This window comes from Polyangiaceae bacterium, assembly GCA_020633235.1.
Lineage (GTDB): Bacteria > Myxococcota_A > Polyangia > Polyangiales > Polyangiaceae > JACKEA01.
Map to the genome: position 1 here is coordinate 154,912 of JACKEA010000007.1, position 13,298 is coordinate 168,209.

General features: G+C 67.9%; 10 protein-coding genes. 2 read left to right on the forward strand and 8 right to left on the reverse strand.

Translation table 11 applies throughout. The features are described 5' to 3' along the window. Window positions 1–2: 2 nt before the first annotated feature. Window positions 3–1,016, forward strand: a complete 1,014-nt coding sequence (locus H6717_33905) for a right-handed parallel beta-helix repeat-containing protein (GenBank protein MCB9582079.1) — start codon at window positions 3–5, stop codon at window positions 1,014–1,016. Window positions 1,017–1,130: 114 nt separating this feature from the next. On the opposite strand, the gene H6717_33910 is transcribed toward H6717_33905, so the two are convergent. The 5 genes from H6717_33910 to H6717_33930 all read right to left on the reverse strand — a co-directional run bounded on the left by H6717_33910 (window position 1,131) and on the right by H6717_33930 (window position 7,681). Next, window positions 1,131–3,812, reverse strand: coding sequence for a hypothetical protein (locus H6717_33910; GenBank protein MCB9582080.1), 2,682 nt, complete (start codon window positions 3,810–3,812; stop codon window positions 1,131–1,133). A gap of 92 nt (window positions 3,813–3,904) precedes the next feature. Beyond that, window positions 3,905–5,188, reverse strand: a complete 1,284-nt coding sequence (locus H6717_33915) for a serine/threonine protein kinase (protein ID MCB9582081.1) — start codon at window positions 5,186–5,188, stop codon at window positions 3,905–3,907. After that, on the reverse strand, window positions 5,185–5,745 hold the full coding sequence (locus H6717_33920) for a sigma-70 family RNA polymerase sigma factor (GenBank protein ID MCB9582082.1): 561 nt from the start codon (window positions 5,743–5,745) through the stop codon (window positions 5,185–5,187). The genes H6717_33915 and H6717_33920 overlap by 4 nt, the downstream gene beginning before the upstream one ends. Window positions 5,746–5,793: 48 nt before the next feature. Continuing rightward, entirely contained in the window at window positions 5,794–6,732 is a 939-nt protein-coding gene (locus H6717_33925) for a hypothetical protein (protein ID MCB9582083.1), read from the reverse strand. Between the two features lies 1 nt (window position 6,733). After that, window positions 6,734–7,681, reverse strand: coding sequence for a serine/threonine protein kinase (locus tag H6717_33930; protein MCB9582084.1), 948 nt, complete (start codon window positions 7,679–7,681; stop codon window positions 6,734–6,736). A gap of 380 nt (window positions 7,682–8,061) precedes the next feature. On the opposite strand from H6717_33930, the gene H6717_33935 reads away from it, so the two are divergent. Further along, the gene (locus tag H6717_33935) at window positions 8,062–9,663 is read left to right on the forward strand and encodes a hypothetical protein (GenBank protein MCB9582085.1); all 1,602 of its coding nucleotides are present in this window, start codon (window positions 8,062–8,064) and stop codon (window positions 9,661–9,663) included. Here the strand turns inward: H6717_33935 and H6717_33940 are convergent. The 3 genes from H6717_33940 to H6717_33950 form a co-directional block, all read right to left on the reverse strand. Continuing rightward, window positions 9,645–10,751, reverse strand: coding sequence for a hypothetical protein (locus H6717_33940; protein MCB9582086.1), 1,107 nt, complete (start codon window positions 10,749–10,751; stop codon window positions 9,645–9,647). The genes H6717_33935 and H6717_33940 overlap by 19 nt on opposite strands. 80 nt (window positions 10,752–10,831) lie before the next feature. Beyond that, window positions 10,832–12,868: a HEAT repeat domain-containing protein gene (locus tag H6717_33945; protein ID MCB9582087.1), complete on the reverse strand. Its 2,037-nt coding sequence runs from the start codon at window positions 12,866–12,868 to the stop codon at window positions 10,832–10,834. Then, a complete protein-coding gene (locus H6717_33950) occupies window positions 12,865–13,236 on the reverse strand; it encodes a hypothetical protein (GenBank protein MCB9582088.1) in 372 nt (123 codons plus the stop codon). The genes H6717_33945 and H6717_33950 overlap by 4 nt, the downstream gene beginning before the upstream one ends. Window positions 13,237–13,298 lie beyond the last annotated feature (62 nt).

Here is a 13,298-nt window from a genome sequence, read left to right on the forward strand (position 1 = left end):
GTGTGCCTGTTCCTCCTCCGACGACGGCAAAGAGCCAGCCAACACCGGCGGCGCGGCGGGCTCGAGCACCGGCGGCGCGGCGGGCTCGAGCACCGGCGGCGCGGCGGGCTCCGGCAGCGGCGGCGCGGCGGGCTCCGGCAGCGGCGGCGGCGCGGCGGGCTCCGGCAGCGGCGGCGCGGCGGGCTCCGGCAGCGGCGGCGCGGCGGGCGGCAGCGGCGGCGCGGCGCAGCAGCGGCGGCGCGGCGGGCAGCAGCGGGAGCTGCGCTCCGAGCAACTGGCCCACGTCGAGCACCGTCGGCATCCCGTCGACAACGCCGGCACTGAAGGTCATCGCCAACAGCCTGCACACCAAGGCGGACGGCGAGGTCTACGACGCCGTCGACCTCCAGGCGCGCCTCTACGTCGACCACAAGAACGTCACCATCAAACGCTCGCGCCTCCAGGGCGATCAGTACTACGCCGTGTACACCACCATCGCCGACTCGCACCTGACCATCGAAGACTCGGAGATCGTAGGCGGCGTGCTGCCCACGAACTACTTCACCGCACGTCGAAATCACATCCACGCGCCCGCGGGCGGATCGAAGAACGATGGCTTCGCCTTCGCGGCCTCGAACGTGCTGATAGAAGACAATCTGATCGACGGGCTCAGCGGCTCTTCCGGCGCACACTTGGACGGCATCCAGACGATGGCGGGCTCCAACATCGTACTGCGGCACAACTGGATCGAAGCCGTTTCGCCGCCCATCAGCGGCGGCGGTGTGAACGCCGCCATCTTCTTCTCCCCGAACAAGGGCCCCATCTCCGACGTGACCGTCGAGTGCAACATGCTGATCGAAAAGGACGGCTACTATCCGCTGCGCATCTACAGCGTGGATGGCAGCGTGGTGGTGCGACACAACCGTTGGCAGAAGGGCTTCCTCGGCACCGCCCCCGTCGGGCTCAAAGGTCAAACGTCCATCTCCGAGTGGACCGACAACGCCTACGACGACGGTACGCCGATAGCCTCCCCCTGATGTCGGTCCGCCGCGGAACCACGCGAAACGCCGGCACCGCGCCGCCCCGACAAACCCAAGCAAAAAGCCCCCACTGCACGTGGCAGCGGGGGCTTCTGCTCGATGACAGGCGCTCTACTTGTCGACCCAGTAGCTCACCACCTCGAACTGCGGCTGATCCTTCTTGCCGTAGTTGTAGACGTAGGTGAAGAGCCCGGCGCTGTACACGTGATCGGGAAACGTCGATTCGCCAATGCTACCGATGGTGCCGCGGTACACCGTGGAGGTAGAGCTGCCCCAGGACAGCATCGCGCCCAGGCTGCCGCCCAAGCTGCCACCCACGGCGCCCTTCACGCCCGCGCCGCCGCCGGTCACCGCGAGCTCGGCTTCGTAGCCAATCTCGAGGCCGGCCTGGTAGTCCGTCGCATCCGTGAAGCGGATTTCCGTCGAGGTCTGGCCCGAGCCCTGGCCCACGGTGATGGCCTTGCTGGTCTTGAGACCGCGTCCAAGGAGCTTGTCGGCGAGGGGGCCGAGGGCGTGGCCGGCGGCGTCCACCAGCTCCCCGGCGGGACCCAGATGTGCGAAGCCGCCGGTGTTGATCAGCGCGTCGGCGCTGGCTTCGTTGGGATAGCTGTCGATGTTTCCCACGGTGTGCAAGAAGACGCTGTCGTCGATCAGCGGGCTGCCCGGCACCACGCTGCGGTTGTAGAAGCCGCGCTCCACCTGCAAGGTGATGGGCGTGCGCGGCAGGTTGACCACGACGTGCTGGCCGACCTTGCTGGGATCCGGATGTGAGACCACCGTGTACTCGTACTGGTCCACCGGCAGCGTGGTGAAGATCACCGTGTCTTCCAGCGGGCCCGTCGTGTACTCCACGGTTTCGTCGAGGGCGTAGCTCTTGCCCGCGGAGAAGCTGGCGCTGGTGGTCAGCGTCTCCTTGCCTTCCACGCCGATCTCGGTGAGCGGGATCTTGGTCTCGAAGGACACGAAGGTGCTCGCCGTCACCGTCACGGAAGCCTCGCCGCCACCGGTGGTTCCCTGAGTCTGACCATAGGCCGTGGTGCAGGCCGCGGTGTTCTGGCCGATGCCGTCCATGCACGGTGCCGCGGCGAGGGCGGCGATCACCACGGGCTCGGTGAACACGAACTTGTACTCGGGGGCGCTGTACTTCAGCACCACGCCGTCGGTGTCCACGTTGGCGGGCACGATCAACGGAAACACGCGACTTTGAAAATTGTACTTCTTGGTGTCGATGCGGGTCATCTCCTGGAACGTGGCCGACTCCGCCGTGGGTCCCGACAGGCCCCACACCACCACCTCCGAGCGATGCTGCGCAAACACGATGATCTCGTCGCGGCCGTCGCCGTTGATGTCCGCGGTCTCCATGGCCGTGGAGTCCGGCGCGAGGATGCCGCCACCGAGACCATCGGGGCCGGCCAGGACCTCGGGATCCAAGGCGTACAGCTCCTTGAACGCACCCGCGCGAAAGTCGTCGAACACCCGCAGGTTCGCCTGGATCTCCGCGACGCCGTCGCCATCCACGTCCAAGGTGTTCACGAACACGTGGCGCGTGAGCAGCTTGGAGGTGACCTCGCTGCAGCCGCTCTTGTCCACGTACTGGATCTCGGCTGCGCTCTGCCCGATCACGGCCAGGGGCTCGGGCGCGTCGCCCGCGTCGTCGAGCGCCAAGTACAGCTGCCGGGTGGGCACGCAAGATTGCTCGAGGAGCTTCTCCACACCGCCGAACACGATCTCGCCCTTGCCGTCGGCGTCGATGTCGCCAATGGCAACGTCCGCCACCTCCGCCTGATAGCTGCCACCGTCCACCACGTTGATGGACGCGTTCTTCTTCAGCTCCGTGAAGCCGGCTTTCCCGTCGTCGATCACCCAGTAGCTGGAGATGCCCGAGCGCGCCGGCAAGTCCATTTGATTGAAGACCACGACCAGCTCGTCGCCCAGGTCGCGATCGATGTTTCCCGCCGCCAGCTCGAGAGACAGCGTGCCCGTCGGCAGCGTCTTTTCGAAGGTCTTCTCGCTGCCGTCGACCGCGGAAAAGGATCCGTCCTGCGCCGGACGCAGCACCACGACGGAAGCGCCGTCTGCGGTGGAGATGCCCAGGGCGATCTCGTCCTTGCCGTCACCGTCGAAGTCGCCGCGCACCGCCGCGATGTCCTCCGCGCCCGGCGCCGTGGCCACCTTCTTGGGCGCGCCGCCGTCCGGCGACGTCGCGAAGATCACGCCTTCGTTCGACGGGTTCTCGTGGTCGAGATACAGCACCACGATCTCGTCCTTGCCGTCGCCGTCCGCGTCCAGGGCAACGGCCGTGCGGCTGCTCTGGGCGCCCGTTCCCCCGTTGCTGGATGGCGTCGTGTACGTGTCGCCCTCCCAGATCGCGCCCGGCGCCGTCGTGCTCAGAACGCCGGGTCCTACGGCGCCCGTGTCGTCGTTGCTCAGCTCCAATAGCGCCGCGCGGTTGTCCATCACTTCGGCAGTGCCAACGGGGTTCTTCGGCGCGAGCTGCATGCCGGCCATGAACACCTCCTGGCTCACCCCCACGGAGCGCGTGGCGCCCAACGGTGCGTAGGTCGTGGGTAGGGGGCTGCCCTTCAAGTCCACGCGGGGATCCTTGGTGAGCTGAACGCCCAAGCACTCGAGAGCCTGCTCCTGGCTGGAGCCACACGCTCCAGCCGCCGCTCCGCTGCCACCGTTACCCCCGTTGCCGCCGCCCCCCTTGCCAGCCTTCGCGCCCTCCGCGCCACAGCCGGTCGCGGCCAAAACCATCGCAATTGCAGAGAAATATCCCAAACGTGTGTTCATGCAGCGTCTCCTTCGAGAGGGAACGCGCAATCCCGACGCGAAAGTGATCACGTGACGTGATGTTTTTGTTGTTGGTGCGGCGCGATGCCCGGCTAGGGCCGATTCGCCAGCACCAGCGCGACCACTCCGATCACGCCGAGCACGACGAGGATCATCAACGGCAGGAGCCAGCGCCGGCGCGTCGGCAACACGAAGCCGAGCTCCGGCAACATTGGCTCTGTCACGTCCTGTCGCGGTGCGTCCATGCGGAGCGTGGGACCGAGGGGCGCGGCAGTCCCCGTGGCGGCGCGAGCCACGCGCGCGGCTTGCACGTGTCCCGGCCCTCCCGCCACTGGCGCCAGCTGCGCCGCGAGCTCGACCACGTCGGGGTAGCGCCGGGCGCGGTCCTTCTGCAGGCACCGCTGGAGGGCGGCGCGCACCTCCGGCGCGACGGAGCTCTCGGAAATGGCAGCCGCATCGTGCTGCATGATGGCCAGGCAGAGATCACCGTCGGAACGCCCGTTGAAGGGACGATGCCCGCAGACCAGCTCGTACAGCACGACCCCCAGGGACCAGATGTCGCTGCGTGCGTCGACCTTCCGCGACGAGCTGAGCTGCTCCGGCGACATGTACGCCAGCGTCCCGATCACGTCGCCGGACTTGGTCAAGGACTCGATCCCGAGGGTTTGCTTGGAAACTCCGAAGTCCAGGAGCTTGAGCTGTGGAACGCCGTCGTCGTCGTTCTCCAAGAACAGGTTGCCGGGCTTCAAGTCGCGGTGCACCAGGCCCGCGCCGTGCACCACGGCCAGCGCCTCGCACGCCTGCAAGATCAAAGACACGGCCTCGGCGCTGGACAGCCGCTTGCGCTGGGCGAGCACGGTCGAGAGATCCACTCCAGCCAGCAGGTCCATGACCATGAAGGGCGTTCCGTCCTCGGCGATGTCGATGTCCCGCACGCGCACGATGTGACGGTTCCGGACGCTGGCGACGGCGCGGGCCTCCTGCAAGAAGCGCTCGCGCAGCTTTGGATTGGCCGCCACGTTGCGCAAGAGCACCTTCATGGCCACGCGCTCCTGCAGCCCGAGGTGCGTGGCCTCGGCGATCACGCCCATCCCGCCCGTATCCAGGATGCGGTCTACCCGATAGCGACCACCGAGCACGTCTCCCACCGCGATGGGCGGCCCCGCGCTCGACTGAAGCAGCTCCTGCGCGGTCGCGCCGAGACCGTGCAGCACGTCCCCCGAGCGCTCGTCCGCGGCAAGCAGCTCCAAGACCTCGCGGCGCAACTCGACGTCGTGGGCGCAGTTGGCCTCCAACACGCGCCGGCGCGCATCGGGGTGCGCGTCCACCACCAAGTCGAAGACGCGCGTGACCTGGGCCCAGCGCTCCGGCGTCACGGCACGAGCTCGCGGCGCAGCCAAGCGGTGGCCACGCGATAGTCGCGGCGCACCGTAGGTACGCTCACGCCGAGGCTATGCGCGATCTCCGCGTCGGTCATGGCTCCAAACGCGCGATAGACGACCACTCGGGCTTGCCGCTCGTTCAATTCGCCGAGCTTGGTCAGGGCCGCATCCAGCGCCATCAGGTCCTCCAGGGACATGGGCTTATCGGCAGCGTGCTCGTCCCCCAGCGTGATCCGTTGCGGATCCAACCCCCGCTTCTCCGCGGCGCGCTTTCGCGCGTGACTGACCAAGATGCGTCGCATCGCCAGGGCGGCCGCCGCCAAGAAGTGAGCGCGGTCGTTGAAGGATGCCCGGTCTTGTCGCACGAGGTTCAAGAACGCATCGTGGACCAGGGCCGTCGGGCTCAGCGTGTGGCCGGCACGTTCTCCCAACATCTGACGCCGCGCGATCGCATACAGGTGCTCGTACACCCCGGCGAGCAGTGAATCCCGCGCCGCAGCGTCCCCCGCGGCGACACGTTCCAACAGCGCCGTCACGTCTCCGGAGGACATCCGATCCATCATAGCCTTGTCGGTCCGGCGCGATACCCGGCGCGAAGCTCAGAAACGCACGCCCTGCAGCGTCTCGGTGACACCGAAGACCGGATCCTTCACCGGATCTTCCGTCTTGGGTCGCAGCAGGAAATAGCCCCCCACGCTGGCGCCGACGACCACCGCACCCGTCACGGTCCAAAACCACGGGCTCGAGAACATGCTGTCCGCCCGCGGCGGGTCCAGCTCCACCACGTGGCGCGTGGCAGGGCGCAACACCACCTTCGATTCCCGGCTGCCCTCGTCCGAGGTGATGCGCACGGTATAGGTTCCGGGATCCAGGCGCCGTTCGAGCTTGCCATCTGCCTGAGCGATGCCGACCAGCTCCAAGTGGTGCTTGGGTGAGGGCGCAACCAGGACCAGCGTCGCGCGGCGCGCTTCGCGCGACAGCGGCAGGTCGATCACGATCGCCTCGGCTTTCCCCGGCGCCAGGGTCACCCGCCGCTCGACCGTCTCCCGGAGCTTCGCCGACACGGTGACCACGCGCTCTCCGGGGTTGAGATCCAGGGTGAGCTTCTGCCCCGCGCGGACGTCACCCATACGCGCGCCGTCGACCAACACCGACGCGCGCGGCGCGCCCTTCACCGCGATGGCGAGCCGCGCAACGTCGCGCCGCGCTTCGTCCGCGAGACTCTGTACCTGCCCTCGCCGCTCCTTCGGCAGCTCACCGTACTTGCCGCCGAGCAGGGCTTGCAGCACGTCGTGGGCTTCCTTCGGCTGTCCCATGCCGCGCAATGCCACCGCGAGATTGAACGCCGCGGAGGCCTTGGGCACGAGCTCCAGGGACTTCTTGAAGCGTCCCCGAGCCTCCGAGAACCGCCCCACGCTCATCGCCTCCTTGCCTTCTTCGAACAAGCGCTTGGCCTCCGCTTGGTCCGCCGAGGAGGGCGCCGCCGCGGCGACCGCGGGCACGAGCAGGAGCAGCGCGACGACACGCGTCCAGCGCATGTCAGTACTTCTCCCAGATCGGAACGCCGGCCTTGGGCTCGGCAGGCTTTGCGGCGGGGCGGATGTTGTTCTGCTTGGCGGCGCGCTCAGGCGCAGGCGGCGAGACGGAAGCCTGCGGAGAGGGTTCCGGCGGCTTCGAGAGCGCGCGCACCGACAAGCTTCCCACGCGCGTCAGCATCTCCGGCTTCGGCTCCGACGCCGTCGAGCGGATCCCGAGCCACACGCCGCCCCCCAAGAGCAGGAGCCCGAGAGCGGCCAGCAGGCCCTTTGCGATCGCACGCCGGGGCTTGGCCGGCGGCGCCTCCACCTTGCTCACCGCCCATTGAGTCGCGTCGCGCGCTTCGCGAATGCGCGCGCGCAGATCCTCGCGCTGCTTGGCAAAGTGCTGGGCCACGAAATCGCTGGTCTCGATCGTGTCTCCAGCGGTCAACAGGTGCGCCAGGATCGCCTCCAGCCGCAGAGAAACCGCGTGCGCGTTGGCCGGTCGATGCTCGCGGTCCTTGGCCAACAGCTCGAACAGCAGCTCGACCAGCTCCGGCTCCGCGTCGTCGCGGAAGTCCGCCAGATCCGGCGGCGGCTCCGTGAGAATGCGCCGCGGCCCGTCCGTGCCGCGCACGCTCTTGTACAGCCGCTTGCCCGTCAGCATCTCGAACAGCACCACGCCCAAGGCGAACAGGTCCGCACGCCGATCCGGTTCTTCGAAGCGCAGCTGCTCGGGCGAGAGGTAGCCGAGCTTCCCCTTGAGCACGCCGGTTGCCGTCTTGGAAGTCTGGTTCAGCGCCTTCGCGATGCCAAAGTCGGTGACGCGCGCCACGCCGTCGAAACCGATGAGGATGTTGGACGGGGAGACGTCACGATGCACCAAGCCGAGCGGCTCCCCCTCTGCGGAAACGAGCTCGTGGGCGGCGTGCAAGCCATCCGCCACTTCCTTGGCGACGCGCAGCGCCACCGTGAGGGGATGGGATGCACCGAGCGAGTCGCGATCAAGCGCGCCGCGGACACCCCCTCTACGAACTCCATCACCAAGAAAGGGCCGCCCTCGTCTTCGCCCACGTCCGTCACGCTCACCACGTTCGGGTGGCGCATGAGCCCTGCGATGCGCGCCTCGTCCAGGAACATGGCCCGCACTTCGGGCTCAGCCAGATAGTCCGGCTTGAGGTGCTTGATCGCGAACAGCCGCTCGAAGCTGCCGTCGCGCCGAACGGCGAGATCCACGATGCCCATCCCGCCGGAGGCGAGGGGACAGAGCTTCGTGTAGGACGTCGACGACCACGCCTGGGTCGACGTCACGTCCGGCGTAAAAGACACGTAGCCGAGTATACTACAACCGTGCTGACGCTCGCCGAAGGCGCATATCGGGATCTCGGTGCTGGCAACCTGTCTACGGTGGCCCGCGCGCTGAGCGAGACCGAGGCGAGCTCGGATGGTGCGGCCCGCGCGTGGGCGTGTGCCCTGCGCGCAAAGCTTGCATTGATCGCGCCGCGATACGGCACCACGCCGAGCGCGGATCAGCTCGCTCGGTTGGCCGAAGAAGCGCCCACCGCGGGCACGGCGCTGATGCTCGCCCTGGGTGATGCGATGCGCATGGCGATCGTGACCTTCGACGGCGCGCGGCTTCGTGATCTCGCCCGTGTGGTCGTTGCCCACGACTCGCCGGAGGCGAGAGTCATTGCTCGGCTCAGCCAAGGGTGGGCCGCGCTCGCGATGGGCGACGACGAAGAGGCCACCAGCATCGCCGGTCGAGCCGCCGGGGAAGCCTCCGATGCGCGGCTGGCAGAGCTTCGGGTGGACGCTCAGTCCCTGCGCGCTCTCGCCTGTGCGGACGACGCAGAAGCGCTCACCTTGGCGCGACAAGCGTCGCTCATGGCCCGCAACGAAGCTCTGCCCCAGGCGGAGTTCCTCGCGCACCTGGTGTTGACGCGGGCGCGGCGACGCGCGCGGCAAGCGCACCTTTCGCTTCGCATCTTGGAGGTGCTCAGGCGCACCGCCACTCAGCCCTGGCAAGACTGGATCGCTTGGGAGTGGCTGCTCGCGGGCGGCGCACCGGCGGAAGTCTCGGGTCCTGCCCGCTGGCTCGGAAGCGGTTTGGATTTTGCCGCCGCCGGAGACCGCGAGGGCTACGAACGCGCCTTCGAACAGCTGTTGGAGCCGACCGCCGGTTACCACCCCATTGCGGAAGAAGTCCGCGTCCTTCGCGAAGCGCTGGAACCCGGCCACCCCAGCCACCGGCAGGAGCTTCTGGCTTGGCGGGCGGGACGCACTCCCCTCGTCCCTGCCGCCCTCGACGGCCTCCGGGTGCGCGCTCACGGCGAAGAGAGCGCTTCGGCCTACGTGTTGGTGACGGAGGGCGCTGCACGCCTCTTGCACTGGGGGGTCGAGCTCGTGCAGATCCCAGGCTTGCTGCGCATCAAGCAATCGCAGCGAGCACAAGGCCGTACGGAGACAGTGCTCAGCGTGCTGGCCCTGGCCGGCAACGAAGGCCTCGACGAAGCCGAGTGCTTCCGCCAGACCTACGGCTTCAGCTTTGCGCCGGAGCTGCACCGCGGCGTGTTCGACGTGCTGCTCCACCGGGCGCGCCGCACGTTGGGAGACGCCGCCACCATCGACAAGGACGACGGCCGCTTGCTGCTCCGTCATGGCCGGCCGTTGCTGATTCCGGACCCCCGCGTTTCCCAGAGAGTGACGGATCAGCTGCTCCGGGTGCTGGCGCAGAAAGGGACTGCCAGCGCCAAGAACGCGGCGCATGAGCTCGGCATCTCTCTACGTGCGGCGCAGACCGCCCTCGCGGACCTGGTGGCCCAAGGTGCTTGCGATACGCGCAAGGAAGGTCGCGCCGTCACTTACGTGGTGGAAGACACCGTGTTCTCCGAGCCGACGGACAAGCTCCGCGCGCAAGATCTCACCGGATTGACTCAGGGAACGCAGGCGTAGCTCGCGTCCCGAGTGTCCGTATCCACGGGCTCGCCGGACTCGAACACGTTTCCACTGCGGACGATGGGACCCACGGCACCGGTGTACAGCCCCGGCTTCTCCGTGAAAGGACCGCTGCTGGGCGATCCCGCGAGCACGTTGTTCTTGAGCTCCGCCTTGCCGGAAATGCTGCCGCCCACGTTCAAGATGCCGTGCAACCCGCTGAAGCAGTTCTTCTCGATGATCAGGTTCTGCATGTTTCCCCCGAGCTGAAACTGCCGATTGCTCGTGCAGTGCACGAGATCCGTCCGGTTGCCGCTGATCAGGATGGTGCCCGTAGCGTTAGCGTTGTTGTTCAGCTGAAAGCCGTCGTTGTGAGTCCCGCTCCCCGGCCCTCCGGTGCCTTCCGCCTTGAGCAAGGAGTGGATGAACGAGTCCTCGATGGTGACGTCCGAGCCCAGCTTGAAGCCGTCGGCACAACCGCTCGCGTCCACGCGGCGAGCCACGTAGTTCGAGTAGCCCATGGCCGCCGCGCAGATGTCAGAGCCCAACGTCTTGCCGGTCCCCTCGATGGTGCAGTCCTCCACCACCAGGTTCTTGCCGCTGTTGGTGATGAGCGGCGTGTTGGCCGCGGCGCGCACCACACAGCGCTTGAGGGTGACGTCATCTGCGCTAACCACGATGCGTCCGAGGTGAATGAAGTCGCTGTACACGCCCGGCTGCTTGATAGTCCAGGTGCCGTTGGCCACGGGAGACGCCTTCAGGTCCGACTCCTTCAGTCCCACTCCGGCGATGCCCGTGCTGCTGGCGTCCGGGAAGCCGGCGCAGTTGCCGGAACCGCCACCACCGCCGGTGCCGCTCCCCGCCGCCCCACCACTCGCAGTCCCCGCGGTTCCCCCAGTGTTGGCCCCCGCCGAACCGCCCGTCGCGCTTCCCGCTGTGCCACCGCTGCTGCTACCGCCCGTCGCGCTTCCCGCCGCGCCACCGCTGCTGCTACCGCCGCTGCCGGTGCCCGCCGCCCCGCCGCTGTTGGCACCTGTCGGGCCCGGGTCGTCACTGCCGCCACAGGCCGAGAGAAACAGGAACGCCGCGACGTACATTCGATGCATGCCTCGACGCTAGCGTTCCGCGCCGCGCCGGGCTCTTACAATGCCTGCGCGGGTCGTTTCCGCGGCGGACCAACAAAAGATCAGCTGCGATCGTCGAGCAGCACGCGGAGCTCGTCCTTCACGAACGGGCGGCTCTCCCGCGCCAGCGCGCGGCGCATCACCCAGGTGACCTTCTTGTCCCGCGCGCGGAGCAGATAGCGGCGCGCCAGCTCCTGACGCTCCGGTGAGTTGCTGGCCAGAGCATCCAGAAAGCGGAAGAAGCCGGGGTCCGGATCCCAGCCGAGCAGCACCGCGGCGGCGGCCATGGCCATGTCCGCGTCGCCGCTCTTGGCGCGCTGCTCGAGACCAGTGGACAAGGCCTTCCGCGCGTTCGGCTCCTGCACCCGGGAGAGGAGCGCCGCGATGCGCGGCAGCCACGCCGCCGCGGCGTTGTCCATCTCCGCGAGCACCCTTGCTACGGCGTCGCTCTTGCCCAAGCGCGCCTGGGCCACCAACACGTGGAGCCGCGTCCAGGTCGCTTCGTCCTTCTCCTCCAAAGCGAGGCTCTTCTGCGCGCTCGGCTGACCCACGTAGCCGAGGAAGTCCGCGCTCTTCCTGAGCTGGCGCACGTCCCCGGTGGAGCGCGCCTGACCGAAGCTACTCTCGGCGAGCTGCCCTGCGGAGCTCGGCTTCTTGCCACCCAACAAGTCCGTGAGCTCGTAGCGGCCTTGGCTCCAGGCCAACAAGAGCCGCTCGAACACGCTCGGTGTCTTGTCCCCCGCGAAGAAATCCTCCACTGAGCTCAGCGCGCAGGAGCTCGTTTCGTAGCAAGAAAGCAGGTATTTCCGCACCCGCACGTCGCCCAGCTCCCCGAGCTCGATGGCGGCACGCCGGCGGATGGCCTCCGCGCCGTAGCGCGGCAGCTTCGCCGCGAACAAGCGATCGTAGATGATGTCCTTGCCCTTCGCGCCGGTCAGCTTGCTGACGGAGTACACCGCCTCTTGGCGGATCGACCAGTTCGGGTCGTCCACGTACTTCTCCGCCACGGGCACCGCGTCCTTGGTATCGAGCTTGCCCAAGGCGGCCACGCTGCTGGCGCGCACCAAGTCGCTCGCGTCCTGAGCCGTCCGCGCCAAGATCGGCAAGCCTTCCGGACGCCGCACGTCGCCGATCACGAAGGCCGCGTTGAGCCGAATGATGGCCTGCTTGTGTGCCGCCAACTTGTCGATGGCCGTGTAGAACGCCTTGCGATCCAAGCGCTCCAGCGCAAAGGCGATGTTGTTCAGCATGCGCGACTCGCGCACCTTCGGCAGGTGCGCCAGGAGCGCGCGAGTGGCCGCGGGATCCCCGATGTGCCCCAGGGCGTACACCGCCTTGTTGCGCACCTCCGCGTCGCTGTGATCCATCAACGGGATCAACGCCTGCGAGAGCGCGCGTTCCCGAAGCTCCGTGGCGGCCTCTACACCGGCGTACACCAAGCCCGTGTCGCTGCTCTTCAAGGCGTACACCGTGTCGCCCACCAGCGTGGTCCGCGCCATCAAGGAGCGGCTGCGCCACAGCGCGCGGAACACCGCCGCGCGCCGATCTTGCTCGTCCTTCTTGGGTACCTTGCGCAGCTCCCCGCGCAGGAAACGCACGGCCTTCTGGCTGCCCAAGGCCCCCAGCGCCGAGAGCGCCACGTACTTCACGCGCCCGGACTCGTCCTTGCGCCGATACACCTTGGCCAGCACGTCGTACGAAGCGGCGTCGGGCATCGCCTCCAGGGCCCGCGCCACCTCGAAGCGCACCGGCTCTTCCCAGTCTTCCATCGCGGTCCGCAGCGTGGGCAGCGCGCGCCGATCCCCGAGGTCGTTCAACACCTGCGCGCACACCACGCGGAGCCCCGCGTCCGTGTTGTCACTCAGGCAACGCTCCAGCGCAGCCGTGGCGCGCTTGCCCAGGTTCAAGATGTCCGGGCTGCCGGGCATCTCGTAGCCGGTCACGTTGATCAGCACCGTCGGGTCCTTGGGCAGCTTGCGGAGCACCACCTCCCGCGGCGACGGCGGCTCTGGTTCCGCGAACGCCTGCCGCGCCGCCGGTGCCAGCGCGCACGCCGCCAGCAGCAGCGAAAACCCGACTCGGAGATCCCTCTTCTTCATCGAACCTTCTCCGCGTGCTTTTCCACCAAGGCCCGCACGGCGGCTTCATCCGTGTGCCTCGAGAGATAGACAATGGTGACCTTGCGTCCGTGGCAAGAGCCGGTCTGCTCGTCCCACTGAATCAGATCGATGTCGCGATTCTCGTACACCGCGAGATCGAAGCGCTGCTCGCAGTCACTCCCCGGCTCCAAGTCCACGACGAAGCTCACGCTCTGCCGTGCCTCGCTGGCCGGCACCGGCGCATCCGGTCCGGGCCCGAGCGCCGACGTACCGCCCGCGCAGCCCGACGCCGCCACCAGCACCATCACGATGGAGAGTCGTCCGAACACTGCGCGCCCGCCACAGTACGCCACAGGCGGGAGTCTCATTCCCGCCCGTCCATCAGATCAAGAGTTTGTTGGTGCGGCGCGGAAATGGACCAAGGGCGTGG